This is a genomic window from Streptococcus pseudopneumoniae, assembly GCF_001074565.1.
GTDB lineage: Bacteria > Bacillota > Bacilli > Lactobacillales > Streptococcaceae > Streptococcus > Streptococcus pseudopneumoniae_J.
The window spans coordinates 1-25,917 of sequence record NZ_JUQX01000057.1; the positions used below are offsets into that span (position 1 = coordinate 1).

The window sequence follows — 25,917 nt, forward strand, 5'->3', positions numbered from 1 at the left end:
AGTAGCGCATGACTGTTAATCATGATGTCGTAGGTTCGAGTCCTACTGGCGGAGTCAGATCAAAAGAACACCGGGTGGTGTTCTTTTTTCTTATGTTACTATTAGTCCGTCTTACACTTAAAGAAGTGAGATAAATAACTACCCGCTATGCGAGTGAGCGTTGTTGTTTATACAAGGTCTTCAAGCTAATTGTAGAGTAAAAGGAGAAACCATGGTACAAAAGGCTCATAGTTATCAAAAACAAAGTGGCACTGTAAGTATCACATTGTATTTAGTCCTAAGTACTGACGAAAAGTTATCTATAATCCATATCGAAGTAGTCTAGGAGAAATATTTCATGGTTTGTGAAATTATAAGGATATTGAGATTATATAGGGTCACCTGATCCTTGAATATGTAGAGAGGATTCCTTCAGGGATAGTGGTAAGTAAAGAGCAATGAGTCTAAAACAACGTGAAAGCTATCATCTGTAGGTACTGGCTGATAATTTGACCTTATATTCCCTAGTGCAAACTATTTTTTAGACGAGGGGTTATGATTTTATAAATGAAGTAAACTTCTCAAAATTCAAAACTTAATTTTTGCATCTATAAATGTCTTTATATTTTATTTTTAGTTCGTTTGGCTTCAAATTCTACTTTTATAGGATTTGAAGCTTTTTTAGTCCTTATTTTTGTTAGACTAGTGTTAATAATAAGAAAGGGATTTTTTATATGCTTCAAAATTTTTATGATCGAGCATTTGTTTTTTTGAAATTAGTTGAACAAGAATATGCTTCTTTAGGGCAGAGTTGTGCTGAGTGGGAATCACTTCATCTTCGTTTTTTACTTTATTACTTGATAAGATTTAGAATTACAAGCGTTAAAGACTTTAATTTATATCATTTTCAGACGGCATATCGCTTGTATCTTGATAAATTCCTTCAAGAAGGTGCTATCCTAAACTAGTAAGGGTCATATATTTCATTTATCACGAACGATAATGAGTATTTAGTTTGTGAATTTAAGGATTTTATTTAAAATATAAGGATTTGATTTTTATAATTTACAGAAATTCCAAATCTTTTCTAGTGTTTCTTCTTGATAAAATAGTGTTTTTTTCTTATAATAAATTGTAAGATATAATTGCAGGTGAAATTCCTGCCATGTATATGAGAAAGGACGAGCTCCTAGTAGCTCAGACGAATTTTATTATGACTTCAGTTGTTGTTGTAGGTACCCAGTGGGGTGATGAAGGTAAAGGGAAAATTACAGATTTTCTTTCAGCTAATGCAGAAGTGATTGCTCGTTATCAAGGTGGTGATAATGCTGGTCACACAATTGTTATTGATGGCAAGAAATTTAAGTTGCACTTGATTCCGTCAGGTATTTTCTTCCCTGAAAAGATCTCTGTCATCGGGAATGGGATGGTTGTGAATCCAAAATCCCTTGTGAAAGAGTTGAGTTATCTTCATGAGGAAGGTGTGATAACAGATAATTTGCGCATTTCGGACCGTGCGCATGTCATTTTGCCATATCACATTGAATTAGACCGTCTACAAGAAGAAGCTAAGGGCGACAATAAAATCGGGACAACTATCAAGGGTATTGGCCCAGCCTATATGGATAAAGCTGCTCGTGTTGGGATTCGTATTGCAGATCTTTTGGATAAGGATATTTTCCGTGAACGCTTGGAACGCAATCTTGCGGAAAAGAATCGTCTGTTTGAAAAATTGTATGACAGTACTCCTATTTCAATTGATGATATTTTTGAAGAGTACTATGAGTATGGCCAACAAATCAAGCAGTATGTGACAGATACGTCCGTTATCTTGAACGATGCGCTTGATAATGGAAAACGTGTGCTTTTTGAAGGTGCGCAAGGTGTCATGTTGGACATTGACCAAGGGACTTATCCATTTGTTACTTCTTCAAATCCTGTCGCTGGTGGTGTGACAATTGGGTCTGGTGTTGGTCCAAGTAAGATTGACAAGGTTGTAGGTGTATGTAAAGCCTATACGAGTCGTGTAGGTGACGGACCTTTCCCAACGGAATTATTTGATGAAGTGGGAGATCGTATTCGTGAAGTAGGTCATGAATATGGTACAACAACTGGTCGTCCACGTCGTGTGGGTTGGTTTGACTCAGTTGTGATGCGCCATAGTCGTCGTGTATCTGGTATTACCAATCTTTCATTGAACTCTATTGATGTTTTGAGTGGTTTGGATACAGTGAAAATTTGTGTGGCCTATGATCTTGATGGACAACGTATCGACTACTATCCAGCTAGCCTTGAACAGTTGAAACGTTGCGAGCCTATCTATGAGGAATTGCCAGGTTGGTCAGAAGACATCACTGGAGTCCGTAATTTAGAAGATCTTCCTGAAAATGCGCGTAACTATGTTCGTCGTGTAAGTGAGTTGGTTGGTGTTCGCATCTCAACATTCTCAGTAGGTCCTGGTCGTGAACAAACTAATATTTTAGAAAGTGTTTGGTCATAGGAAATTTTTAAGATTAGTTTAAGAGAAGTCGGGTATACTATAGACAGTTACAAGAAGACCTCCTAACTTGTTGTAGCAAAATCCTAAACTTTTCTTTTTCATAATAATCTCCCTATTAAGTCACCCCATTGGGTGGCTTTTTTTGTCTTGGGAATCATGATATAATAATAGAATCGTCAAGTAGGAAAAGGAAAAATCGATGAATTATACAGTTGAAGAAAAAGAAAGCTTCATGAGAGAGGCCTTGAAAGAGGCAGAAATTGCTCTAGAACACGATGAAATTCCAATTGGCTGTGTGATTGTCAAGGATGGAGAAATCATTGGTAGGGGGCATAATGCGCGCGAGGAGTTGCAACGGGCGGTTATGCATGCAGAAATCATGGCCATAGAGAATGCAAATCTGAGTGAAGAGAGCTGGCGTTTACTAGATTGCACCCTTTTTGTGACCATAGAGCCCTGTGTGATGTGTAGTGGGGCAATCGGGCTTGCCCGTATTCCAAACGTAGTCTACGGGGCTAAGAATCAGAAATTTGGCGCCGCTGGGAGTCTTTACGACATCTTGACAGATGAGCGTCTCAATCATCGTGTAGAGGTTGAAACGGGAGTTTTGGAGAGTGAGTGTGCAGCGATTATACAGGACTTTTTCCGAAATCGACGGAAAAAATAATTTCTCTTTAAAAACAGAGAGGAATGTGGTATAATAAATAGTGGAGCAACAGTTCTGCGTGAAGCGGGTCAGGGGAGGAATCCAGCAGCCCTAAGCGATGTGAATTGTGTGCTCTTTTTTCGTGCTTTTTTCGAATAAATAAGATAAAATAGCCTAGAATAAATGATAATAGAAAAGAGAAAAATATGAAAATTCGTGGTTTTGAATTGGTTTCGAGTTTTACAGATGAAAATTTGTTGCCTAAGCGTGAGACAGCTCATGCAGCTGGCTATGACTTAAAGGTTGCGGAACGTACGGTGATCGCGCCAGGAGAGATTGTTCTCGTCCCAACAGGGGTCAAGGCCTATATGCAACCAACTGAGGTCCTCTATCTTTATGACCGTTCTTCAAACCCTCGTAAGAAGGGTCTAGTCTTGATCAACTCTGTGGGGGTTATTGATGGGGATTATTATGGAAATCCTGGAAATGAGGGACATATCTTTGCGCAGATGAAAAACATTACTGATCAGGGAGTGGTTCTTGAAGTTGGGGAACGTGTGGTTCAGGCTGTCTTTGCGCCTTTCTTAATTGCGGATGGAGACGAGGCAGACGGTGTTCGGACAGGTGGATTTGGATCGACAGGGCACTAAGATGAAAATTATATTTGTACGTCATGGAGAGCCGGATTATCGTGAACTAGAAAACCGTTCTTATACAGGTTTTGGGATGGACCTCGCTCCCTTATCTGAGGAAGGAAGACTGCAAGCTAAAGAACTTTGCCGAAATCCTTTGCTTGGCCCAGCTGATATACTGGTGTCTTCTGCAGTAACTAGGGCTTTAGAAACTGCATCTTATGTGGTTCGTGCTACTGGCCTTCCTTTGAGAGTAGAACCCTTATTGCATGAATGGCAGGTTTACGAAAGTGGTATAGAGAATTTTGAAAAAGCACGTACTCTGTTTTTAGAAAACAAGGGGGAGTTGCTTTCTAATAGTCCTATTCAATATGAGACAGCTGCGGAGATGAAGGCGCGTTTTTTGGAAACTATGATAAAGTACCGAGACTACCAGACAGTGCTAGTGGTAGCTCATCGAATGCTCATGCGCCAATTTGTACCAGACGAGAAGATTGATTTTTGCCAAGTAATTGAGTGTGAGGTAGAGATTTAGAAAGAGGTTTATCATCGCAAAGAAAAAAGCGACATTTGTGTGTCAAAATTGTGAATATAATTCACCTAAGTATCTAGGACGCTGTCCAAACTGTGGAGCTTGGTCGTCTTTTATAGAAGAGATCGAGGTTGTCGAGGTTAAGAATGCGCGTGTGTCCTTGACAGGTGAAAAAACCAAGCCTATGAAACTGGCTGAAGTAACGTCTATCAATGTCAATCGAACCAAGACCGAGATGGAGGAATTTAACCGTGTGCTTGGAGGCGGAGTGGTACCAGGGAGTCTCGTCCTTATCGGTGGGGATCCTGGGATTGGGAAATCAACCCTTCTCCTACAAGTTTCAACTCAGTTGTCTCAATTGGGTACGGTTCTCTATGTCAGTGGGGAGGAGTCTGCCCAGCAGATTAAGTTACGAGCAGAGCGCTTGGGGGATATTGATAGCGAGTTTTATCTCTATGCAGAGACCAATATGCAGAGTGTTCGAGCTGAGGTAGAGCGTATCCAACCTGACTTTCTCATCATCGACTCCATCCAGACTATTATGTCTCCTGAGATTTCAGGGGTGCAGGGGTCTGTGTCTCAGGTGCGCGAAGTAACTGCTGAGCTCATGCAGCTGGCCAAGACTAATAACATTGCCATCTTTATCGTAGGGCATGTGACCAAGGAAGGTACTCTGGCTGGTCCGCGTATGTTGGAGCATATGGTAGATACGGTGCTTTACTTTGAAGGGGAACGCCACCATACCTTCCGTATCTTGAGAGCAGTCAAAAACCGTTTTGGGTCCACTAATGAGATTGGCATCTTTGAGATGCAGTCAGGTGGCTTGGTTGAGGTGCTCAATCCGAGTCAAGTTTTCCTAGAAGAGCGTTTGGATGGGGCCACTGGTTCATCAATCGTGGTAACTATGGAAGGGACGCGTCCGATTTTGGCGGAGGTTCAAGCCTTGGTGACACCGACCATGTTTGGAAATGCCAAGCGTACGACGACAGGGCTTGATTTTAATCGTGCGAGTTTGATTATGGCTGTTTTGGAAAAACGTGCAGGGCTTCTCTTGCAAAATCAGGATGCCTATCTCAAATCTGCTGGTGGTGTCAAATTGGATGAACCTGCTATTGATTTAGCTGTTGCAGTGGCTATTGCTTCGAGCTATAAAGACAAGCCAACCAATCCTCAAGAATGCTTTGTAGGAGAGTTAGGTTTGACTGGAGAGATTCGACGTGTGAATCGTATCGAGCAGCGCATCAATGAAGCTGCTAAACTTGGATTTACAAAAATTTATGTACCCAAAAATTCCTTGACAGGCATTAAACCACCTCAAGAAATTCAGGTCATTGGCGTGACAACTATCCAGGAAGTTCTTAAAATGGTCTTTGCTTAATCTGTGACAAATCCTCTCAAAAATGATAAGATAGGAGAAATATTTGATTATCAAATTTTTAAGGGGGAAATCGTGTCGTATTTTGAACAGTTTATGCAAGCCAACCAGGCTTATGTTGCTCTTCATGGGCAGTTAAATCTGCCACTTAAACCCAAAACCAGAGTAGCTATCGTGACCTGTATGGACTCACGTCTACACGTTGCGCAAGCTCTAGGTTTGGCCCTTGGGGATGCTCATATCTTGCGGAATGCGGGTGGTCGAGTAACGGAGGACATGATTCGTTCACTGGTGATTTCCCAGCAACAAATGGGGACAAGAGAAATCGTGGTGCTTCACCATACAGACTGTGGAGCTCAAACCTTTCAAAATGAAAGTTTTCATGAACATTTGAAACACGAGCTCGGAGTTGATGTGTCTGATCAGAATTTTCTACCATTCCAGGATGTTGAAGAGAGTGTGAGAGAGGATATGCAGTTACTTCGAGAATCTCCACTGATTCCTGATGATGTGGTTATTTCAGGTGCTGTCTATGATGTGGATACAGGGAGTATGAGAGAAGTATACTAACTTCATCTTGCAGAATTCTAATCCTAGCATAAGATTGCTACTTCAAATGTAGCGATTTTATTTTTAATATAGCTAATATAAAATAGTAAAAAACAAGGGTATAAATGTTTGCTCTTGTTTTATTTTTGATTGAAAAATAAAGGAAAAAGCGCTACAATGGTAGATGGAAAATGTTGTGTAAAAAACAAGTGATACATAAATACCGGAGGAAATCATGTCTTTTTCTGATTTAAAGCTGTTTGCCCTTTCTTCAAATAGAGAATTGGCAGAGCGTGTGGCGCAAGAGATTGGGATAGAGTTGGGGAAATCGACTGTTCGCCAATTTTCAGATGGGGAGATTCAGGTCAATATCGAAGAATCAATCCGTGGAAAACACGTCTTTATCCTACAATCAACGAGCTCACCTGTAAATGACAATCTGCTCGAAATTTTGATCATGGTAGATGCCTTGAAGCGGGCTAGTGCAGAATCTGTCAACGTTGTTATGCCTTACTATGGTTACGCACGTCAGGATAGAAAAGCGAGAGCGCGTGAGCCAATCACTGCAAAACTTGTGGCAAATATGCTAGAAGTGGCTGGTGTGGATCGTTTGTTGACGATTGATTTGCACGCTGCACAGATTCAGGGATTCTTTGATATTCCTGTGGATCACTTGATGGGTGCTCCATTGATTGCGGACTACTTTGAACGTCGTGGAATGGTTGGGCAAGACTATGTTGTTGTCAGTCCAGACCATGGTGGTGTGACTCGTGCTCGTAAATTGGCAGAGTTTTTGAAAACTCCGATTGCAATTATTGACAAACGCCGTAGTGTAGACAAGATGAATACCAGCGAGGTGATGAACATCATCGGTAAGGTCGAAGGCAAGACTTGTATCTTGATTGACGATATGATCGATACAGCTGGAACTATTTGTCATGCGGCAGACGCTCTTGCTGAAGCAGGTGCTGTTGAAGTTTATGCAAGCTGTACGCACCCAGTTCTTTCAGGGCCAGCTATGGATAATATCCAAAAATCAGCTATTGAAAAATTGGTTGTTTTGGATACCATCTACTTGCCAGAAGAGCGTTTGATTGATAAGATTGAGCAAATCTCTATTGCTCATCTCTTGGGAGATGCCATTGTACGTATCCACGAAAAACGCCCTCTTTCTCCATTATTTAGTATTGAGAAAAAAATCTAAACTTTCACTTGAAATAGATCGTTCTCCTAGCAGGTTTCTTTTCTTGCTGGGAGATTTTTTGTAGTCAAAAACTGCAAGCCTTTTCAAAATATGTTATACTGATGGAAAAGGAGGATTTCTATGAGCCAAGAATTTATCAATCCAAGTGATGGTGTGGTACGTCAGTATCTTGCAACCAGTAAAACGTTAGCAGTAGTAGGCTTGTCCGATCGTGAAGAAACAACTAGCAATCGAGTGACTAAGGAAATGCAGGCTCGGGGCTATAAAATCATTCCAGTCAATCCCAAGGCTGCAGGTGGCGAAATCTTGGGAGAAAAGGCCTATGCAAGCCTAGCTGAGATTCCTTTTCCTGTAGATATTGTCAATGTATACCGTCGTAGTGAGTTTTTGCCAGATGTGGCGCGTGATTTTCTCAAGGCTGATGCCAAGATTTTTTGGGCACAACTGGGACTTGAAAGCCTAGAAGCAGAAGAAATCTTGCGTGCTGGAGGATGCGACGACATCGTAATGAATCGCTGTATCAAGAGAGAACACACACGCTTAATTCTTGAACAATAAAAGGTAGCCATGGGCTACCTTTTGTCTTAGAAAATACCAATCAATGCCTGCATGCCTAGGCTGGTTAAGATGATGGCAATCCAGCAAAGGCCTCCGAGAAGAATGGACTTGCCGCTGGATTTGATCAATCCAATGAGATTGGTTTTGAGACCGATAGCGCTCATGGCCATGACGATAAGGAATTTGGAGAGTTGCTTAAGAGGGGTAAAGATACTACCGGACACACCGAGAGAGGTAAGGAGAGTCGTTAAGAGAGAAGCCAAGATAAAGTAAAGGATAAAAAGTGGGAAGACTTTTTTTAGTTGGAAACCTTGGCTATTTTTTTGTTGGCGACTTTGCCAGTAGGAGAGAAAGAGCGTGATAGGAATAATGGCAAGGGTGCGTGTGAGTTTAACAATAGTTGCAGACTCAAGGGTATTGGTTTGGTAAAGACTGTCCCATGCGCTGGCTGTGGCCGTTACAGAAGAAGTATCATTGACCGCAGTTCCTGCAAAGAGGGCGAAACCTTCATTTGATAGGTGAAGCCAGGTTCCTAGAGTTGGAAAGATAAGCGCCGCTAAGACATTGAAGAAAAAGATAACGGAAATGGCTTGGGCAACTTCTTTTTCCTTGGCATGGATAACGGGTGCTGTCGCAGCAATGGCAGAACCACCACAAATCGAAGACCCCACTCCAATCAAGGTAGCCAGTTTAGTATTCAAAGCAAAAAAGCGCTGGAAGAGGTAGGCTACAATCAAGGAAATCGAAATGGTGGAGAGGATAACAGGGAGCGAAGATTGCCCGACTGCGAATACTTGCGAGATATTGAGACCAAAACCGAGCAAAATAACGGCATATTGAAGTAATTTCTTGGAACTAAAGGTCAAGCCAGCATCCAGTTGCTTGTAGGAAGAGAGAAAAGGATGGAGGAGCATCCCCGCAAAAATCGCAAAGACAGGTGCTCCGACGACAGGAAAGAAACCTCCTAAGTACCAGGATATGATAGAAATGAGAAGGCAGGCCAAGATTCCTGCTCCATTTTTTGATAAAAATGACATATAAACCTCCGAAAATAAGCACTTTTTATTATAAGCTTATCCATCAGAAAAGTAAAATAGAAAACAGAAAGGATTAACTCAAAATGTAATTTTGCGGTCAGGGAGCTTTTGTAGTATAATAGTACTATGTTCTGTAAGTAAGGGGGTATCTATGGACTTAACCAAGCGCTTTAATAAACAATTAGATAAGATTCAAGTGTCCTTGATTCGTCAGTTTGATCAGGCCATTTCAGAGATCCCTGGAGTTCTGCGTTTGACCTTGGGAGAGCCTGACTTTACAACGCCAGATCATGTCAAGGAGGCGGCCAAGCGAGCGATTGACCAGAACCAGTCCTACTATACAGGGATGAGCGGTTTACTGACCTTGCGCCAGGCAGCTAGTGATTTTGTAAAAGAAAAATACCAGTTGGACTACAATCCTGAAAATGAAATCTTGGTTACTATCGGAGCGACAGAGGCTTTATCTGCTACTTTGACAGCTATCTTGGAAGAAGGAGACAAGGTTCTTTTGCCAGCTCCTGCTTATCCAGGATATGAGCCTATTGTCAACCTAGTTGGGGCAGAGATTGTCGAGATTGATACAACTGAAAATGGTTTTGTCTTGACTCCTGAAATGTTGGAAAAGGCAATTTTGGAGCAAGGTGACAAGCTCAAAGCGGTTATTCTTAATTATCCAGCTAATCCGACAGGGATTACCTATAATCGGGAGCAGTTGGAAGATTTAGCTGCTGTTTTGCGTAAATACGATATTTTTGTGGTCTGTGATGAGGTCTATTCAGAATTGACCTATACAGGGGAAAATCATGTATCATTGGGAACTATGCTGAGAGATCAGGCTATTATTATCAATGGCTTATCTAAGTCTCATGCCATGACAGGTTGGCGTTTAGGCTTTATCTTTGCTCCTGCAGCTTTCACAGCTCAGTTAATCAAGAGTCACCAATATTTGGTTACTGCGGCAAACACCATGGCCCAACATGCTGCAGTAGAAGCCTTGACCGCTGGTAAAAACGACGCAGAGCCTATGAAGAAGGAATACATCCAGCGTCGAGATTATATTATCGAGAAGATGACTGATCTTGGCTTTGAAATTATCAAACCAGACGGTGCCTTCTATATCTTTGCTAAGATTCCAGCAGGCTATAATCAAGATTCCTTTGCTTTTCTCAAGGATTTTGCCCAGAAGAAGGCTGTTGCCTTTATTCCAGGTGCTGCCTTTGGTCGCTACGGAGAAGGCTATATCCGCATTTCTTATGCAGCCAGCATGGAAATAATCAGGGAGGCCATGAAACGACTTGAGGAGTACATGAGAGAAGCATGATCCAGTCTATAACGAGTCAAGGTCTCGTACTCTACAATCGTAACTTTCGGGAGGATGATAAGCTAGTCAAAATCTTCACCGAGCAGGCTGGGAAGCGCATGTTTTTTGTCAAACACGCTGGTCAATCCAAATTAGCTCCGGTTATTCAGCCCTTGGTACTAGCTCGTTTTCTCTTGCGAATCAATGATGACGGCCTTAGCTACATCGAGGACTATCATGAGGTGATGACCTTTCCCAAAATCAATAGCGACCTCTTTGTCATGGCTTATGCGACTTATGTTGCGGCTCTTGCAGATGCTAGTTTGCAGGATAATCAGCAGGATGCTCCCTTGTTTGCCTTCTTGAGAAAGACTCTAGAGTTGATGGAAGAAGGTTTAGATTATCAGGTTTTGACCAATATTTTTGAAATTCAAATCTTGACCCGATTTGGAATTGGGCTCAATTTTAATGAGTGTGTCTTTTGTCACCGCGTAGGTCAGGCCTTTGACTTTTCTTTCAAATATGGAGCCTGCCTCTGTCCAGATCATTATCATGAGGACGAGAAACGTTGTCATCTGAATCCCAACATCCCTTATCTGCTCAATCAATTTCAGGCTATTGATTTTGAGACCTTGGAGACCATTTCACTCAAGCCTGAAATCAAGCAAGACTTGCGCAAGTTTATGGATCAAATCTATGAAGAGTACGTTGGGATTCACCTAAAATCAAAAAAATTCATTGATTCCCTAGCCGACTGGGGACAATTACTAAAAGAGGAAGACAAATGAAAAAAATCGCAGTAGATGCTATGGGGGGCGATTATGCACCCCAAGCCATCGTTGAGGGTGTCAATCAAGCCCTAGCTGACTTTTCAGATATTGAGATTCAACTTTACGGAGATGAAAGCAAAATCAAGCAATATCTAACAGCCGCAGAGCGTGTCAGCATCATCCATACAGATGAGAAAATTGATTCAGACGATGAGCCGACAAAAGCTATCCGTAAGAAGAAAAATGCCAGCATGATATTGGCGGCTAAGGCAGTCAAAGAGGGAGAGGCAGATGCTGTTCTTTCCGCAGGAAATACAGGTGCCTTGTTGGCAGCAGGATTCTTCATCGTGGGTCGTATCAAGAATGTCGACCGACCTGGACTTATGTCAACATTGCCAACTATAGATGGAAAAGGCTTTGATATGCTTGACCTCGGTGCCAATGCGGAAAACACTGCCCAACACCTCCATCAATACGCTGTCCTAGGTTCCTTCTATGCCAAGAATGTTCGCGGGATTGCAAAACCACGTGTTGGTTTGCTCAACAACGGAACAGAAAGCAGCAAGGGAGACCCGCTTCGTAAGGAAACTTACGAATTGCTAGTAGCTGATGAAAGTTTGAACTTTATCGGAAACGTAGAAGCGCGTGATCTAATGAATGGCGTTGCGGATGTTGTCGTGACAGATGGTTTCACGGGAAACGCAGTGCTCAAATCTATCGAAGGGACAGCTATGGGAATCATGGGCTTGCTCAAGACAGCTATTACAGGTGGCGGTCTTCGAGCTAAACTAGGTGCTCTTCTCCTTAAAGATAGTCTCAGAGGTTTGAAAAAACAACTCAACTATTCAGATGTTGGAGGAGCGGTCTTGTTTGGTGTCAAGGCACCTGTGGTCAAGACTCATGGCTCAAGTGATGCCAAGGCTGTGTACAGTACGATTCGTCAGATTCGTACCATGCTAGAAACAGACGTAGTTGCTCAAACTGCGCGTGAATTTTCAGGAGAATAACAGATGATAAACAAAGAAATTTTTGACCGTATCGTGACCATTATCCAAGAAAGACAGGGAGAAAACTTTGTCGTAACAGAAGCCTTGAGTTTGAAGGACGATCTTGATGCAGACTCAGTGGACTTGATGGAGTTCGTCTTGACGCTAGAAGATGAATTTGGAATCGAAATCAGCGATGAGGAAATTGACCATCTTCAAAGTGTAACAGATGTAATTGAAACCATTAAAGGTAAAATATAGCCAAAAGCAACATGCAAGTCATGTTGTTTTTTTATTTGCAGAAAAAAGAAAAACGTTAAAATTTTTAGTAGAAATTGCGAATAAAGAGACGAGAAAGAAAAAGGAGGAACGTTTATGTATGTTACCGGTTTTTATCCCTGGTTCATTAAGTGGTTTTTAAAATAAAAATGAATAAGTTGCTCATTTTCGAATTGTTTTTCGAATAGATAGGTAAGAAGAAAAGGAAGGAGACTACGCGATGTATTTACCAATCTTATTGCCATGGTTGATCAAATGGTATTTAAAATAAATGAAATTTACCTGTTCATTTTAAATCACTTCTCGAATAGATAAGTGAGAAGAAAAGGAAGGAGAGAAGAAAATGATTTCAGTAATTTACCCAATCTGGCTATTTAAGTGGCTTAGAGGTTAAAGATTAAATATATAGAAAAAATAAGGAGAAAAAAGATGACAAACTTTGACAAAATGGAACAGAACTTTGTAGCTCTTACTGAAGAAGAGTTGATGGATGTGGATGGGGGAGCATGGCCGATTGTAGCTTGGGTGATTGCTAATCCTGTGACAGCAGCTAAAATTGCTGGTGGAATTACTGCAGTAGGAATTGCAGGTTATAATTATGTGACGGGTAGATGGTAATAGAAGGAGGAGATGATATGGAAAAATCTATTTTAGAATTTGAAACAATGACTGATACGGACTTGCAGGAAATTCAAGGGGGAGCCTTTCCCCTTCTTATCCCTGTGGCAGTCGGTTTTGTAAAAGGATTTGTATATACAGGTGGAGCTATTTTAACAACTCGAGCACTCTTTTCAGGTAAATAGGAGTCTGCTATGAAAAAAATCTTATTAGGATTTGCTGAGGGGTATTTTGTCGTATCGATCATTCTTTATATCGCAACGTATATGATTGTGAAAAATCCGATCAATACCCTGTTTTATCCAGAAACCTATCCAATTCTGCTTGGTCTGTTTTATGTAGGATACAAGTACAAAACAAAAGAAAGTACGATTGGGAATTGATGGACCATCAGATTGGAGTTTGAGATGAAAGTTGTTCAATTACTAGGAAACACTTGGCCAGAGACCACTGTATTATTTAGCTCGATGGCTTATCTAATTATTAGAATCGTGGCTAACGTAAACAAAATAAATCTACCTACGATTTCCTTGTTTTTAGTGGTTTTTATTTTACTGTGTCGGGGCCAAGGAGAAAGAAAAGGAGAATAGAATGAATAGGATTGTAAAATATGTTCTACTATTCACTTTCCTATTTTTGATGAATATTTTCATCTTTGGGATACTAGCAACTCTTGGATTTCAAGTAACAATGAGTGAAAATAGTTATATGGTGCCCCCGGTGTTTGCGTTTATCGTTTTATACACTATTCACAAAAGAAGTGGGAAATGTAAGAAATCTCTGTAATTGAATATTTTAGGCAGGACTCTTGTTCTGCCTCTTTTCTTTGACAAAAAGTGCTGTTTAGGCGTGGATATTGTTTTTTCAGAAACAATTCCCTTATTTCTTCTTCGTTTGGTTAAAATAATCTTACAAAGTTTTTAAGAGATTGTTAGAAAAAAGGAGATAGATATGAAATTTGGGAAAAGACACTATCGTCCCCAGGTGGATCAGATGGATTGTGGCGTGGCTTCCTTGGCTATGGTCTTTGGCTACTACGGTAGTTATTACTCCTTGGCTCATCTACGAGAGTTGGCCAAGACGACTATGGATGGGACGACTGCTTTGGGTGTTGTAAAGGTAGCAGAGGAGCTTGGCTTTGAGACGCGTGCTATCAAGGCGGATATGACGCTCTTTGACTTGCCAGATTTGACCTTTCCCTTTGTGGCCCATGTGCTCAAGGAAGGGAAGCTGCTCCACTACTATGTGGTGACAGGTCAGGATAAAAAGCACATTCATATCGCCGATCCAGATCCCAGTGTTAAGCTGACCAAGATTTCCCGTGAGCGTTTTGCGCAAGAATGGACAGGGGTCAGTCTCTTTATGGCGCCATCTCCAGACTATAAACCCCATAAGGAGAAAAAACAGGGACTCCTATCCTTCTTGCCAATATTATTCAAACAACGTGGCTTAATTGCCAATATCGTCCTAGCGACACTCTTGGTGACCCTGATTAACATTGTAGGTTCTTATTATCTGCAGTCTATCATTGACAGTTACGTACCAGACCAGATGCGCTCGACACTGGGTATTATCTCTATTGGGCTGGTTATCGTCTATATCCTCCAGCAGATTTTGTCTTATGCGCAGGAATACCTCTTACTTGTTCTGGGTCAACGGTTGTCCATTGATGTGATTTTGTCCTACATCAAGCATGTTTTTCATCTGCCGATGTCCTTTTTCGCGACACGCAGGACAGGAGAAATCGTATCTCGTTTTACAGATGCCAACAGTATCATCGATGCGTTGGCGTCGACCATTCTTTCGATTTTCCTAGATGTGTCGACGATTTTGATTATCTCGCTTGTCTTATTTTCACAAAATATGACACTCTTTTTCATTAGTCTGCTTGCGCTTCCCATCTATACAGTGATTATCTTTGTTTTTATGAAGCCTTTTGAAAAGATGAATCGGGATACCATGGAAGCCAATGCGGTTCTGTCTTCTTCTATCATCGAGGACATCAACGGTATTGAGACCATTAAGTCTTTGACCAGTGAAAGTTTGCGCTATCAAAAGATTGACAAGGAATTTGTGGCTTATCTGAAAAAATCCTTTACCTATAGTCGGGCAGAAAGCCAGCAAAAGGCACTGAAAAAAGTTGCCCAGCTTCTGCTCAATGTTGCCGTTCTCTGGCTAGGAGCCATTCTTGTTATGGATGGGAAAATGAGTTTGGGCCAGCTGATCACTTATAACACCCTGCTCGTTTACTTTACCAATCCTTTGGAAAATATTATCAACCTACAAACCAAACTTCAGACAGCGCAGGTTGCCAATAATCGCTTAAATGAGGTTTATCTAGTAGCTTCGGAGTTTGAGGAGAAGAAAACGGTAGAAGATTTGAGCATGATGAAGGGAGATATGACCTTTAAGCAGGTTCACTACAAGTATGGCTATGGTCGTGACGTCTTGTCGGATATCAATTTGACCATTCCGCAAGGGTCTAAGATGGCTTTTGTGGGGATTTCAGGGTCAGGCAAGACTACCTTAGCCAAGATGATGGTTAATTTTTACGACCCAAGTCAAGGGGAGATTAGTCTAGGTGGTGTCAATCTTAATCAGATTGATAAAAAGGCCCTGCGCCAGTACATCAACTATCTGCCTCAACAGCCCTATGTCTTTAACGGAACGATTTTGGAGAATCTGCTCCTTGGAGCCAAGGAGGGGACGACTCAGGAGGATATCTTACGGGCAGTTGAATTGGCAGAGATTCGGGAGGATATAGAGCGCATGCCACTGAATTATCAGACAGAATTGACTTCGGATGGGGCAGGTATTTCTGGGGGGCAACGACAACGAATCGCTTTGGCGCGTGCCCTTTTAACGGATGCGCCTGTTCTGATATTGGACGAGGCAACTAGTAGTCTGGATATCTTGACAGAAAAGCGGATTGTCGATAATCTCATGACACTAGACAAGACCCTTATTTTCATCGCCCACCGCTTGACCATTGCTGAGCGAACAGAGAAGGTTGTTGTCTTGGATCAGGGCAAGATTGTCGAAGAAGGCAACCATGCAGACTTGCTTGCCCGAGGTGAATTTTACGCCCATTTGGTCAATAGCTAGAAAGAGGAGAAGATGAAACCAGAATTTTTAGAAAGTGCGGAGTTTTACCATCGTCGTTACCATAATTTTTCCAGTCGGGTGATTTTACCTATGTCGCTTCTGCTCGTGTTTCTGTTTGGATTTGCAGTCTTTGCTGAGAAAGAGATTAGTTTGTCTACTAGAGCTACTGTCGAACCTAGTCGGATCATTGCCAACATCCAGTCGACTAGCAATCAACGGATTGTGGCAAATTATCTGGAAGAAAATAAACTGGTCAAGCAGGGGGATTTACTCGTTGAGTACCAGCAGGGGGCGGAAGCTGTTCAAGCTGAAGCATACGCCAGTCAATTGGAGATGTTAAAGGATCAAAAAAAGCAGTTGGGTTATTTGCAATCCAGTTTGAAAGAGGGGAGTGATCAATTTCCAGAGGCGGATAAGTTTGGATATCAGGAGATGTTTCGAGACTATCTCAGCCAAGCTAGTAGTCTTAGGAGCAATGTTTCTCAACAAAATGCCAGCATCTCTTCTCAAAATGCAGCCGCAAGTCAGAGTCAGGCTGAGATTGGCAACCTTATCAGCCAAACAGAGGATAAAATCCGAGATTACAAAACAGCTAAGTCGGCGATTGAAAAAGGAGATCAACTGGATAGTCAAAATGCAGCCTACTCATTTTATCAGACTTATAAAAACCAAGCTGGAGATGATTCGCAAGCTAAATCGCAAGTTATTGCACAGGTGGATGCACAAATTGCCCAGCTAGAGTCTAGTTTAGCTACTTATCGTGTGCAGTATGCGGGTTCTGGAGCTCAACAAGCCTACGCAACGGGACTAGATAGTCAACTGGAATCGCTCAAATCTCAGCACCTAGTCAAAGTCGGTCAGGAATTAACCCTTTTGGATCAGAAAATTTTGGAGGCAGAGTCGGGTAAGAAAGTCCAAGGAGGTTTGCTGGACAAGGGGAAAATTACAGCAAGTGAGGATGGGGTGATTCACCTTAATCCTGAGACCAGTGAATCTACGATGGTTGCAGAAGGGAGCCTGCTCGCTCAACTCTACCCAGCCTTGGAAAAAGAAGGTAAAACTAAACTCACGGCTTATCTTAGTTCAAAAGATGTTGCAAGGCTCAAGGTCGGTGATTCTGTTCGTTTCACTACAAGCAAGGATGCCAATAAAGAGCTCGTTCTTGTTTCTGCGATTACGAATATTGATGCGACAGCTACCAAGACTGAAAAGGGCAATTTCTTTAAAATAGAGGCGGAGACCAGTCTGACTCCTGAACAGGCAGAAAGTCTTCGCTATGGTTCAGAAGGGCGTTTGACGCTAATCACAGGGAAGAAAAGCTATTTGCGCTATTATTGGGATCAATTTTTGAACAGAGAATAATGTTCGTCTTTTTTCGAGATAACTGATTGAAAAACTGTAAGACAAAGGTGTTTTGCAGTTTTTTCTTTACGCAACAAGCGCTATTTTGTTAATAGTTCGTAAAAATCTTGAATTTTTGTTTGTTTTGTGGTAGAATGTGCTCAAGTAATACGAAAGGCGAACTTTAAAATGTCAAAAAAATTGATCTATTCGGGAAAAGCCAAGGATATCTATACAACTGAGGATGAAAATCTCATTATTTCAACTTACAAGGACCAGGCGACTGCTTTCAATGGTGTCAAGAAGGAGCAGATTGCGGGTAAAGGAGTCTTGAATAATCAGATTTCATCTTTTATTTTTGAAAAGTTAAATGCTGCTGGTGTAGCGACTCACTTTGTGGATAAGCTTTCAGATACAGAGCAACTCAATAAAAAGGTGGAGATTATTCCTTTGGAAGTTGTGCTTCGCAACTATACGGCTGGTTCCTTTTCAAAACGTTTTGGCGTAGAAGAAGGTATCGCATTTGAGACTCCGATTGTCGAATTTTACTATAAAAATGATGATTTGGATGATCCCTTTATCAATGACGAGCATGTGAAATTCCTTAAAATTGCGGATGACCAGCAGATTGCCTACTTGAAGGAAGAAACGCGTCGTATCAATGAGCTCTTGAAAGCCTGGTTTGCTGAGATTGGTCTTAAATTGATTGACTTTAAGCTAGAGTTCGGTTTTGATAAGGATGGTAAGATTATCTTGGCAGACGAATTTTCGCCAGATAACTGCCGACTTTGGGACGCTGACGGTAACCACATGGATAAGGATGTTTTCCGTCGGGGTCTAGGTGAATTAACCGATGTCTACGAGATTGTCTGGGAAAAGTTGCAAGGTTTAAAATAACATCTTTAAGGTCATTTGGAAAAATTGCAAGAGCTGAAATAAAGGAATAAGGATTGATGGATAAACGTATTTTTGTTGAAAAAAAGGCTGATTTTCAGGTCAAGTCAGAGAGTTTGGTAAGGGAGCTCCAGCACAACTTGGGACTTTCAAGCCTGAAAAGTATTCGCATCGTGCAGGTTTATGATGTCTTTGATTTGGCAGAGAACTTGTTTGCGCCTGCAGAAAAACATATCTTCTCTGAGCAAGTGACCGATACTGTTTTGGATGAAGCTGAGGTTAAGGCTGATCTTGAGAACTATGCTTTCTTTGCTATCGAAAGTTTGCCAGGACAGTTTGACCAGCGTGCAGCTTCTTCACAGGAAGCCTTGCTTTTGCTGGGAAGTTCGAGTGACGTGACGGTCAACACAGCACAATTGTACTTGGTTAATAAAGATATTGATGCGACTGAGTTGGAAGCGGTCAAGAACTACCTGCTCAATCCAGTGGATTCTCGTTTCAAGGATATCACGACAGGCATTGCCAAGCAGGAATTTTCAGAGTCAGACAAGACCATTCCGAAATTGACTTTCTTTGAAAGCTATACAGCAGAAGACTTTGCCCGCTACAAGGCCGAGCAAGGGATGGCCATGGAAGTGGATGATTTGCTCTTTATCCAAGACTACTTCAAGTCAATCGGGCGTGTGCCGACGGAAACAGAGCTCAAGGTCTTGGACACTTACTGGTCTGACCATTGTCGTCACACGACTTTTGAGACTGAGTTGAAGCAGATTGATTTCTCAGCTTCTAAATTCCAAAAACAATTGCAGGCGACCTACGACAAATATATCGCTATGCGCGAGGAGTTGGGCCGTTCGGAGAAACCACAAACCTTGATGGATATGGCGACTATTTTCGGTCGTTATGAGCGTGCTAATGGGCGTTTGGACGACATGGAAGTGTCTGACGAAATCAATGCCTGCTCGGTTGAAATCGAAGTGGACGTTGATGGTGTCAAGGAACCTTGGCTTCTCATGTTTAAAAATGAAACCCACAATCACCCAACAGAAATCGAACCATTTGGTGGGGCTGCAACCTGTATCGGTGGAGCTATTCGTGACCCATTGTCAGGTCGTTCATACGTTTATCAAGCTATGCGGATTTCGGGTGCTGGAGATATTACAGCACCGATTTCAGAAACTCGCGCTGGTAAATTGCCACAACAAGTGATTTCTAAAACAGCGGCTCATGGTTATTCTTCGTACGGGAATCAAATTGGGCTTGCGACGACCTACGTTCGTGAATACTTCCACCCAGGCTTTGTTGCTAAACGTATGGAGCTTGGTGCCGTTGTTGGTGCAGCTCCCAAGGGCAATGTTGTCCGTGAAAAACCGGAAGCAGGAGATGTCATTATCCTGCTCGGTGGCAAGACTGGACGTGATGGTGTCGGTGGTGCGACAGGTTCTTCTAAGGTTCAAACAGTTGAGTCTGTAGAGACTGCTGGAGCTGAGGTTCAAAAAGGGAATGCCATCGAAGAACGCAAGATTCAACGCCTCTTCCGTAATGGGGATGTCACTCGTCTTATCAAGAAATCCAACGACTTTGGTGCTGGTGGTGTCTGTGTGGCCATCGGTGAATTGGCAGACGGTCTTGAAATCGACCTCAACAAGGTTCCTCTTAAATACCAAGGTTTGAATGGTACAGAAATTACCATCTCTGAATCACAAGAACGGATGGCTGTGGTGGTTCGTCCTGAGGATGTAGATGCCTTCGTTGCAGAATGTAACAAAGAAAATATTGACGCGGTTGTTGTGGCAACAGTGACTGAAAAACCAAATCTTGTCATGCACTGGAATGGTGAAACGATTGTTGACTTGGAACGCCGTTTCCTTGATACAAACGGTGTGCGCGTGGTTGTCGATGCCAAGGTGGTAGACAAGGATGTCAAGCTTCCAGAAGAGCGTAAAACAAGTGCAGAAACCCTTGAAGCAGATACCCTTTCAGTTCTATCTGACCTCAACCATGCGAGTCAAAAAGGCTTGCAGACCATCTTTGACTGCTCGGTCGGTCGTTCAACGGTCAATCACCCACTTGGTGGTCGCTATCAACTCACACCAACTGAAGCTTCTGTTCAGAAATTGCCAGTTCAACATGGAGTGACTCATACTGCGTCTGTCATGGCTCAAGGGTTCAACCCTTATCTAGCTGAATGGTCTCCATATCACGGTGCTGCTTATGCGGTTATCGAAGCGACTGCTCGTTTGGTGGCTATTGGTGCCAACTGGTCCAAGGCTCGTTTCTCTTACCAAGAGTACTTCGAGCGGATGGATAAGCAAGCAGAGCGTTTTGGTCAGCCAGTAGCAGCTCTTCTAGGCTCTATCGAAGCACAAATCCAACTTGGCTTGCCATCTATCGGTGGTAAGGACTCTATGTCTGGTACTTTTGAAGAATTGACGGTACCACCAACCTTGGTTGCCTTTGGGGTAACGACAGCAGATAGCCGTAAGGTGCTCTCTCCTGAGTTCAAGACTGCTGGTGAAAACATCTACTACATCCCAGGTCAAGCCTTGGCACAAGAGATTGACTTTGATCTTATCAAGTCTAACTTTGCCAAGTTTGAAGCCATCCAAGCTGATCACAAAGTGACATCTGCATCAGCTGTCAAATATGGTGGTGTCCTTGAAAGCTTGGCTCTTGCTACTTTTGGGAATCATATCGGTGCAGAGGTAACCTTGCCTGAACTTGAGACAGCTTTGACAGCTCAATTGGGTGGATTTATCTTCACCTCGGCTGAAGAAATTACTGGAGTAGAGAAAATTGGACAAACAAAAGCAGACTTTACACTCGTTGTCAACGGTGTGAAGCTAGATGGACAGAAACTTGACAGTGCCTTCCAAGGAAAACTGGAAGAAGTTTACCCAACTGAATTTGCCCAAGCAACTGAACTGAAAGCAGTTCCAGCTGTCGCTTCTGACGCAGTCATCAAAGCCAAGGAAACTATTGAAAAACCTGTGGTTTACATCCCAGTCTTCCCAGGAACTAACTCAGAATATGACTCAGCCAAAGCCTTCGAAAAAGAAGGGGCTGAGGTCAACTTGGTGCCATTCGTGACCTTGAATGAAGAGGCTATTGTCAAGTCAGTTGAAACCATGGTTGACAATATCGGCAAGGCAAACATTCTCTTCTTTGCGGGCGGTTTCTCAGCTGCGGATGAGCCAGATGGATCAGCTAAGTTTATCGTCAACATCCTGCTTAACGAAAAAGTGCGTGTAGCTATTGATAGCTTTATCGCTCGTGGTGGTTTAATTATTGGTATCTGTAATGGATTCCAAGCCCTCGTCAAATCAGGTCTTCTTCCATATGGGAACTTTGAGGATGCTACTAGTACTAGCCCAACCCTCTTCTACAATGATGCCAACCAGCACGTAGCGAAGATGGTGGAAACTCGTATTGCCAATACCAACTCGCCATGGTTGGCTGGAGTGCAAGTGGGTGATATCCACGCCATTCCAGTATCGCACGGTGAAGGGAAGTTTGTCGTGACGGCCGAGGAATTTGCAGAGCTCCGTGATAATGGACAAATTTTCAGCCAATACGTTGACTTTGACGGCAAACCAAGCATGGATTCTAAGTACAATCCAAATGGTTCTGTAAATGCCATCGAAGGAATTACCAGCAAGAATGGTCAAATCATCGGTAAAATGGGACACTCAGAACGTTATGAAGACGGTCTTTTCCAAAACATCCCAGGAAATAAAGACCAGCACCTGTTTGCGTCGGCGGTTAAATACTTTACTGGGAAATAAGACTTACAGATTTTCTAATAGATAGTATCAGTAATGTAAAAGTCATGTAGATTTAGCTCTTGGTGCTACACAAATAAAAATTAGGTATAAAAAAATGACATACGAAGTAAAATCTCTTAATGAAGAATGTGGTGTTTTCGGTATCTGGGGGCATCCAGATGCTGCTAAATTAACCTATTTTGGTCTCCACAGTCTTCAGCACCGTGGTCAAGAGGGGGCGGGAATCCTCTCCAATGATCAGGGGAACTTGAAGCGTCATCGTGATATGGGGCTTTTATCAGAAGTGTTCAGAAATCCAGCTAATTTGGATAAACTGACTGGAGCAAGCGCGATTGGGCATGTGCGTTATGCGACTGCTGGCGAAGCTTCTGTGGATAACATCCAGCCCTTCCTCTTTCGCTTTCATGATATGCAGTTTGGACTTGCTCATAACGGAAACTTGACCAATGCAGAATCGCTCAAGCAAGAATTGGAACAAAGAGGGGCTATTTTCAGTTCAACTTCGGACTCGGAAATCTTGGCACACCTCATTCGTCGGAGTCACAATCCGAACTTGATGGGCAAAATCAAGGAGGCGCTCAGCCTTGTAAAAGGTGGATTTGCTTATATCCTGCTGTTTGAGGACAAGTTGATTGCTGCGCTTGATCCTAATGGTTTCCGTCCACTTTCTATTGGGAAAATGGCCAACGGAGCGGTGGTGGTTTCGTCAGAAACCTGTGCTTTTGAAGTCATTGGTGCTGAGTGGATTCGCGATGTAAAACCAGGAGAGATTGTAATCGTAGATGACAATGGGATTCAGTACGATAGCTATACGAATGATACCCAGTTGGCGATTTGCTCTATGGAGTATATCTATTTTGCCCGTCCTGACTCTAATATCCATGGTGTTAATGTCCATACAGCTCGCAAACGTATGGGGGCTCAATTAGCGCGTGAATTCAAGCACGAAGCGGATATCGTGGTCGGTGTGCCAAATTCCTCGCTCAGCGCAGCTATGGGATTTGCAGAAGAATCTGGTCTGCCAAATGAAATGGGTCTGATCAAAAACCAATACACCCAACGCACCTTTATCCAACCGACTCAAGAATTGCGGGAGCAAGGGGTGCGGATGAAACTGTCTGCTGTTTCGGGCGTTGTCAAGGGCAAACGTGTGGTGATGGTGGATGATTCCATTGTTCGTGGGACGACCTCTCGCCGTATCGTTCAGCTTTTGAAAGAAGCAGGTGCGTCTGAGGTTCATGTTGCTATTGGTAGTCCAGCGCTAGCTTATCCATGTTTTTACGGGATTGATATCCAGACGCGTCAGGAGCTGATTGCGGCCAATCATACGGTCGAAGAAACTCGCCAAATCATTGGTGCGGATAGTCTGACCTATCTTTCGATTGATGGCTTGATTGATTCTATCGGCATCGAAACAGATGCGCCAAACGGTGGTCTCTGTGTCGCTTACTTTGACGGCGACTACCCAACTCCTCTCTACGACTATGAGGAAGAATATCGTAGAAGCTTGGGGGATAAGACCAGTTTTTACAAATAGACGGATAAAGACTCTCCATGAAAGGAAGAGAAGATGACAAATAAAAATGCTTATGCTCCACGTCTCGCTACTGACTAAAAGCTAAAGCATTTGTCAGTAGACGCTTTGTCTTATGGGACCAAAGCTAGAGCCCTGACTAGTATTTTTAGATAAAATAATTGTTTATCTAAAAATACGTCGCAATCTTCTCAAAGAAAAGGAAAAATAAAATGGCAAATAAAAATGCGTATGCCCAGTCGGGTGTGGATGTTGAAGCGGGTTATGAAGTTGTTGAGCGGATCAAAAAGCACGTGGCTCGCACGGAGCGTGCGGGTGTCATGGGAGCTCTTGGTGGTTTCGGTGGCATGTTTGACCTCTCAAAAACAGGTGTCAAAGAGCCGGTCTTGATCTCAGGGACCGATGGTGTCGGAACCAAGCTCATGCTGGCAATCAAGTATGACAAGCACGATACCATCGGGCAGGACTGTGTGGCCATGTGTGTTAATGACATCATCGCTGCAGGTGCGGAGCCTCTTTACTTCCTTGACTACGTCGCGACTGGCAAGAATGAACCAGCTAAACTAGAACAAGTCGTTGCTGGTGTGGCAGAAGGTTGTGTGAAGGCAGGCGCTGCCCTCATCGGTGGGGAAACGGCTGAAATGCCTGGTATGTATGGCGAAGATGACTACGATTTGGCTGGTTTTGCAGTCGGTGTGGCTGAAAAATCTCAAATCATTGACGGTTCAAAAGTGGCAGAAGGCGATGTTCTTCTCGGAGTTGCCTCAAGTGGTATCCACTCAAATGGTTACTCACTCGTCCGTCGTGTCTTTGCCGACTATACAGGTGAAGAAGTCCTCCCAGAATTGGAAGGCAAAAAGCTTAAAGACGTTCTTTTGGAGCCAACTCGTATCTACGTTAAAGCTGTTCTGCCACTGATCAAAGAAGAATTGGTCAATGGAATTGCCCACATCACAGGTGGTGGTTTCATCGAAAATGTCCCTCGTATGTTCGCGGATGACTTGGCAGCTGAAATTGATGAAAGCAAGGTTCCAGTTCTTCCAATTTTCAAAGCTCTTGAAAAATATGGACAAATCAAACACGAAGAAATGTTTGAAATCTTCAACATGGGTGTGGGGCTCATGTTGGCAGTTAGTCCTGAAAATGTAGACCGTGTCAAGGAATTACTGGATGAACCAGTCTATGAAATTGGTCGCATCGTCAAGAAAGAAAACGAAAGTGTCATCATCAAATGAAAAAAATAGCGGTTTTTGCCTCTGGTAATGGCTCAAATTTTCAGGTGATTGCCGAAGAATTTCCGGTGGAGTTTGTCTTTTCAGACCATCGTGATGCCTTTGTGCTCGAGCGTGCAGACAAGCTCGGCGTTCTATCCTACGCTTTTGAACTCAAGGAGTTTGAGAGCAAGGCAGACTACGAAGCAGCCCTTGTCGAACTTTTGGAAGAGCACCAGATTGACTTGGTTTGTCTAGCAGGCTACATGAAAATCGTTGGGCCAACCTTACTGGCAGCTTATGAAGGTCGTATCATCAACATTCATCCAGCCTACCTGCCAGAATTTCCAGGAGCTCATGGGATTGAGGATGCTTGGAATGCTGGTGTTACTGAGAGTGGCGTGACCATTCACTGGGTGGACTCGGGTGTGGATACAGGAAAGGTTATTAAACAAGTACGCGTACCACGACTAGCTGATGATACCATTGACAGTTTTGAAGCTCGAATTCATGAAGCAGAGTACAAGTTGTATCCAGAGGTGCTGGATAGCTTGGGAGTGGAGAGAAGGTAAGAAGTAAATCAAGTTTTGATTGCGCAATCTTACTAGGAGAAAAAATGATTGAACTGAAATTAGTAGATGAGAGCAGTTTTCAGGCAGTGCTGGATTTGAAAATATCTGAAGCTGATGAACGAGCACGTTTCGTGGCTCCAAATGTACGCTCTTTAGCTGATGCATGGCTCTACCGGAAAAACGAAGATGTGTTTCCGATGGCAATCTATTGGGATAAGCAAGTGGTTGGCTTTCTCCTGCTGGAAATAGACAAGGATGAAGCGGAATACTTTATCTGGCGGATAATGATTGGTCAGCAGTACCAAGGAAGAGGTTATGGTCGAAAAACCTTGGAAGTTCTAATCAAAGAGGCTCAGATGGATAGAGCTTGCAGTCATATTACCGCAGATTATGTGGTTGGAAATGAAAAAATGAAGTACCTGTTGACTAGTCTGGGTTTTCAGGAAACAGGATTTATAGAAGAAAATAACGAAGTCGCTATGCGCTTGGATCTAAAGAAAGAGGAATAGA

The 25,917-nt window shown here is 42.7% G+C and carries 26 protein-coding genes, 1 other RNA gene and 1 pseudogene; 27 read left to right on the forward strand and 1 reads right to left on the reverse strand.

What is annotated here, in order from left to right:
* Positions 1 to 211: 211 nt before the first annotated feature.
* The 11 genes and pseudogenes from ADI74_RS11490 to ADI74_RS08105 form a co-directional block, all read left to right on the forward strand.
* Positions 212 to 372: pseudogene (locus tag ADI74_RS11490) on the forward strand (transposase); the annotation flags it as partial.
* 341 nt (positions 373 to 713) lie between these two features.
* Positions 714 to 947, forward strand: coding sequence for a sigma(X)-activator ComW (gene comW, locus ADI74_RS11345; RefSeq protein ID WP_049538201.1), 234 nt, complete (start codon positions 714 to 716; stop codon positions 945 to 947).
* 245 nt (positions 948 to 1,192) lie between these two features.
* Positions 1,193 to 2,479 (forward strand): adenylosuccinate synthase, encoded by a 1,287-nt coding sequence (locus tag ADI74_RS08070; protein WP_049538270.1) that lies wholly within the window; start codon positions 1,193 to 1,195, stop codon positions 2,477 to 2,479.
* Between the two features lie 199 nt (positions 2,480 to 2,678).
* Positions 2,679 to 3,146: a tRNA adenosine(34) deaminase TadA gene (gene tadA, locus ADI74_RS08075; RefSeq protein WP_049538202.1), complete on the forward strand. Its 468-nt coding sequence runs from the start codon at positions 2,679 to 2,681 to the stop codon at positions 3,144 to 3,146.
* Between the two features lie 32 nt (positions 3,147 to 3,178).
* Positions 3,179 to 3,272, forward strand: an RNA gene (ffs, locus tag ADI74_RS10615) — signal recognition particle sRNA small type.
* Positions 3,273 to 3,331: 59 nt separating this feature from the next.
* A complete protein-coding gene (locus ADI74_RS08080) occupies positions 3,332 to 3,775 on the forward strand; it encodes a dUTP diphosphatase (protein ID WP_049538203.1) in 444 nt (147 codons plus the stop codon).
* Between the two features lies 1 nt (position 3,776).
* Positions 3,777 to 4,292: a histidine phosphatase family protein gene (locus ADI74_RS08085; protein ID WP_049538204.1), complete on the forward strand. Its 516-nt coding sequence runs from the start codon at positions 3,777 to 3,779 to the stop codon at positions 4,290 to 4,292.
* Positions 4,293 to 4,305: 13 nt separating this feature from the next.
* The gene (gene radA / locus ADI74_RS08090; protein WP_080980388.1) at positions 4,306 to 5,667 is read left to right on the forward strand and encodes a DNA repair protein RadA; all 1,362 of its coding nucleotides are present in this window, start codon (positions 4,306 to 4,308) and stop codon (positions 5,665 to 5,667) included.
* A 72-nt stretch (positions 5,668 to 5,739) separates the two neighbouring features.
* Positions 5,740 to 6,234: a beta-class carbonic anhydrase gene (locus ADI74_RS08095; protein ID WP_049538206.1), complete on the forward strand. Its 495-nt coding sequence runs from the start codon at positions 5,740 to 5,742 to the stop codon at positions 6,232 to 6,234.
* 214 nt (positions 6,235 to 6,448) lie between these two features.
* Positions 6,449 to 7,417, forward strand: coding sequence for a ribose-phosphate diphosphokinase (locus ADI74_RS08100; protein ID WP_049538208.1), 969 nt, complete (start codon positions 6,449 to 6,451; stop codon positions 7,415 to 7,417).
* A 120-nt stretch (positions 7,418 to 7,537) separates the two neighbouring features.
* Positions 7,538 to 7,975 carry a CoA-binding protein gene (locus ADI74_RS08105; protein WP_049538209.1) on the forward strand — a complete coding sequence of 146 codons (438 nt, stop codon included), beginning with the start codon at positions 7,538 to 7,540 and terminating at the stop codon, positions 7,973 to 7,975.
* 26 nt (positions 7,976 to 8,001) lie between these two features.
* On the opposite strand, the gene ADI74_RS08110 is transcribed toward ADI74_RS08105, so the two are convergent.
* Positions 8,002 to 9,012 carry a YeiH family protein gene (locus ADI74_RS08110; RefSeq protein WP_049538212.1) on the reverse strand — a complete coding sequence of 337 codons (1,011 nt, stop codon included), beginning with the start codon at positions 9,010 to 9,012 and terminating at the stop codon, positions 8,002 to 8,004.
* Positions 9,013 to 9,163: 151 nt separating this feature from the next.
* Here ADI74_RS08110 and ADI74_RS08115 point away from each other — a divergent pair, with 151 nt between their 5' ends.
* The 16 genes from ADI74_RS08115 (at position 9,164) to ADI74_RS08195 (ending at position 25,916) form a co-directional block, all read left to right on the forward strand.
* Complete coding sequence (locus tag ADI74_RS08115; protein WP_049538213.1) at positions 9,164 to 10,333, forward strand: pyridoxal phosphate-dependent aminotransferase; 1,170 nt, start codon at positions 9,164 to 9,166, stop codon at positions 10,331 to 10,333.
* On the forward strand, positions 10,330 to 11,100 hold the full coding sequence (gene recO / locus ADI74_RS08120) for a DNA repair protein RecO (RefSeq protein ID WP_049538216.1): 771 nt from the start codon (positions 10,330 to 10,332) through the stop codon (positions 11,098 to 11,100). The genes ADI74_RS08115 and recO overlap by 4 nt, the downstream gene beginning before the upstream one ends.
* Positions 11,097 to 12,089: a phosphate acyltransferase PlsX gene (gene plsX / locus ADI74_RS08125; RefSeq protein WP_049538217.1), complete on the forward strand. Its 993-nt coding sequence runs from the start codon at positions 11,097 to 11,099 to the stop codon at positions 12,087 to 12,089. Before recO ends, plsX begins: the two co-directional genes overlap by 4 nt.
* A 3-nt stretch (positions 12,090 to 12,092) precedes the next feature.
* Complete coding sequence (locus tag ADI74_RS08130; RefSeq protein WP_049538219.1) at positions 12,093 to 12,329, forward strand: acyl carrier protein; 237 nt, start codon at positions 12,093 to 12,095, stop codon at positions 12,327 to 12,329.
* Between the two features lie 447 nt (positions 12,330 to 12,776).
* Positions 12,777 to 12,965, forward strand: coding sequence for a class IIb bacteriocin, lactobin A/cerein 7B family (locus tag ADI74_RS08135; protein WP_000180817.1), 189 nt, complete (start codon positions 12,777 to 12,779; stop codon positions 12,963 to 12,965).
* 17 nt (positions 12,966 to 12,982) lie between these two features.
* Positions 12,983 to 13,150, forward strand: a complete 168-nt coding sequence (locus tag ADI74_RS08140) for a bacteriocin (protein WP_000415688.1) — start codon at positions 12,983 to 12,985, stop codon at positions 13,148 to 13,150.
* Between the two features lie 9 nt (positions 13,151 to 13,159).
* Positions 13,160 to 13,348: a hypothetical protein gene (locus ADI74_RS08145; RefSeq protein WP_049479242.1), complete on the forward strand. Its 189-nt coding sequence runs from the start codon at positions 13,160 to 13,162 to the stop codon at positions 13,346 to 13,348.
* 208 nt (positions 13,349 to 13,556) lie between these two features.
* On the forward strand, positions 13,557 to 13,751 hold the full coding sequence (locus ADI74_RS11355) for a hypothetical protein (protein ID WP_001080063.1): 195 nt from the start codon (positions 13,557 to 13,559) through the stop codon (positions 13,749 to 13,751).
* A gap of 165 nt (positions 13,752 to 13,916) precedes the next feature.
* Complete coding sequence (gene comA / locus ADI74_RS08160; RefSeq protein ID WP_049538221.1) at positions 13,917 to 16,070, forward strand: peptide cleavage/export ABC transporter ComA; 2,154 nt, start codon at positions 13,917 to 13,919, stop codon at positions 16,068 to 16,070.
* A gap of 12 nt (positions 16,071 to 16,082) precedes the next feature.
* Positions 16,083 to 17,432 carry a competence pheromone export protein ComB gene (gene comB, locus ADI74_RS08165; RefSeq protein ID WP_049538223.1) on the forward strand — a complete coding sequence of 450 codons (1,350 nt, stop codon included), beginning with the start codon at positions 16,083 to 16,085 and terminating at the stop codon, positions 17,430 to 17,432.
* Positions 17,433 to 17,600: 168 nt separating this feature from the next.
* A complete protein-coding gene (gene purC, locus ADI74_RS08170) occupies positions 17,601 to 18,308 on the forward strand; it encodes a phosphoribosylaminoimidazolesuccinocarboxamide synthase (RefSeq protein ID WP_049538225.1) in 708 nt (235 codons plus the stop codon).
* Between the two features lie 56 nt (positions 18,309 to 18,364).
* The gene (locus ADI74_RS08175; protein WP_049538226.1) at positions 18,365 to 22,090 is read left to right on the forward strand and encodes a phosphoribosylformylglycinamidine synthase; all 3,726 of its coding nucleotides are present in this window, start codon (positions 18,365 to 18,367) and stop codon (positions 22,088 to 22,090) included.
* A gap of 94 nt (positions 22,091 to 22,184) precedes the next feature.
* A complete protein-coding gene (purF, locus tag ADI74_RS08180; protein ID WP_049538227.1) occupies positions 22,185 to 23,627 on the forward strand; it encodes an amidophosphoribosyltransferase in 1,443 nt (480 codons plus the stop codon).
* A gap of 209 nt (positions 23,628 to 23,836) precedes the next feature.
* Positions 23,837 to 24,859, forward strand: coding sequence for a phosphoribosylformylglycinamidine cyclo-ligase (gene purM, locus ADI74_RS08185; RefSeq protein WP_049538230.1), 1,023 nt, complete (start codon positions 23,837 to 23,839; stop codon positions 24,857 to 24,859).
* Entirely contained in the window at positions 24,856 to 25,407 is a 552-nt protein-coding gene (gene purN / locus ADI74_RS08190; protein WP_049538231.1) for a phosphoribosylglycinamide formyltransferase, read from the forward strand. Before purM ends, purN begins: the two co-directional genes overlap by 4 nt.
* 44 nt (positions 25,408 to 25,451) lie before the next feature.
* Positions 25,452 to 25,916, forward strand: coding sequence for a GNAT family N-acetyltransferase (locus ADI74_RS08195; RefSeq protein ID WP_049538233.1), 465 nt, complete (start codon positions 25,452 to 25,454; stop codon positions 25,914 to 25,916).
* Position 25,917: the final 1 nt, after the last annotated feature.

What these genes read in the sequence shown, in the direction of transcription:
- ADI74_RS08100 (WP_049538208.1), top strand. Translation starts at nt 6,449, where the DNA reads ATGTCTTTTTCTGATTTAAAGCTGTTTGCCCTTTCTTCAAATAGAGAA.
- ADI74_RS08080 (WP_049538203.1), top strand. Translation starts at nt 3,332, where the DNA reads ATGAAAATTCGTGGTTTTGAATTGGTTTCGAGTTTTACAGATGAAAAT.
- purF (WP_049538227.1), top strand. Translation starts at nt 22,185, where the DNA reads ATGACATACGAAGTAAAATCTCTTAATGAAGAATGTGGTGTTTTCGGT.
- comA (WP_049538221.1), top strand. Translation starts at nt 13,917, where the DNA reads ATGAAATTTGGGAAAAGACACTATCGTCCCCAGGTGGATCAGATGGAT.
- comW (WP_049538201.1), top strand. Translation starts at nt 714, where the DNA reads ATGCTTCAAAATTTTTATGATCGAGCATTTGTTTTTTTGAAATTAGTT.
- ADI74_RS11355 (WP_001080063.1), top strand. Translation starts at nt 13,557, where the DNA reads ATGAATAGGATTGTAAAATATGTTCTACTATTCACTTTCCTATTTTTG.
- ADI74_RS08110 (WP_049538212.1), bottom strand. Translation starts at nt 9,012, where the DNA reads ATGTCATTTTTATCAAAAAATGGAGCAGGAATCTTGGCCTGCCTTCTC.
- ADI74_RS08140 (WP_000415688.1), top strand. Translation starts at nt 12,983, where the DNA reads ATGGAAAAATCTATTTTAGAATTTGAAACAATGACTGATACGGACTTG.
- purC (WP_049538225.1), top strand. Translation starts at nt 17,601, where the DNA reads ATGTCAAAAAAATTGATCTATTCGGGAAAAGCCAAGGATATCTATACA.
- ADI74_RS08145 (WP_049479242.1), top strand. Translation starts at nt 13,160, where the DNA reads ATGAAAAAAATCTTATTAGGATTTGCTGAGGGGTATTTTGTCGTATCG.
- purM (WP_049538230.1), top strand. Translation starts at nt 23,837, where the DNA reads ATGGCAAATAAAAATGCGTATGCCCAGTCGGGTGTGGATGTTGAAGCG.
- ADI74_RS08070 (WP_049538270.1), top strand. Translation starts at nt 1,193, where the DNA reads ATGACTTCAGTTGTTGTTGTAGGTACCCAGTGGGGTGATGAAGGTAAA.
- ADI74_RS08085 (WP_049538204.1), top strand. Translation starts at nt 3,777, where the DNA reads ATGAAAATTATATTTGTACGTCATGGAGAGCCGGATTATCGTGAACTA.
- recO (WP_049538216.1), top strand. Translation starts at nt 10,330, where the DNA reads ATGATCCAGTCTATAACGAGTCAAGGTCTCGTACTCTACAATCGTAAC.
- ADI74_RS08135 (WP_000180817.1), top strand. Translation starts at nt 12,777, where the DNA reads ATGACAAACTTTGACAAAATGGAACAGAACTTTGTAGCTCTTACTGAA.
- plsX (WP_049538217.1), top strand. Translation starts at nt 11,097, where the DNA reads ATGAAAAAAATCGCAGTAGATGCTATGGGGGGCGATTATGCACCCCAA.
- ADI74_RS08175 (WP_049538226.1), top strand. Translation starts at nt 18,365, where the DNA reads ATGGATAAACGTATTTTTGTTGAAAAAAAGGCTGATTTTCAGGTCAAG.
- ADI74_RS08105 (WP_049538209.1), top strand. Translation starts at nt 7,538, where the DNA reads ATGAGCCAAGAATTTATCAATCCAAGTGATGGTGTGGTACGTCAGTAT.
- ADI74_RS08115 (WP_049538213.1), top strand. Translation starts at nt 9,164, where the DNA reads ATGGACTTAACCAAGCGCTTTAATAAACAATTAGATAAGATTCAAGTG.
- ADI74_RS08195 (WP_049538233.1), top strand. Translation starts at nt 25,452, where the DNA reads ATGATTGAACTGAAATTAGTAGATGAGAGCAGTTTTCAGGCAGTGCTG.
- comB (WP_049538223.1), top strand. Translation starts at nt 16,083, where the DNA reads ATGAAACCAGAATTTTTAGAAAGTGCGGAGTTTTACCATCGTCGTTAC.
- purN (WP_049538231.1), top strand. Translation starts at nt 24,856, where the DNA reads ATGAAAAAAATAGCGGTTTTTGCCTCTGGTAATGGCTCAAATTTTCAG.
- tadA (WP_049538202.1), top strand. Translation starts at nt 2,679, where the DNA reads ATGAATTATACAGTTGAAGAAAAAGAAAGCTTCATGAGAGAGGCCTTG.
- ADI74_RS08130 (WP_049538219.1), top strand. Translation starts at nt 12,093, where the DNA reads ATGATAAACAAAGAAATTTTTGACCGTATCGTGACCATTATCCAAGAA.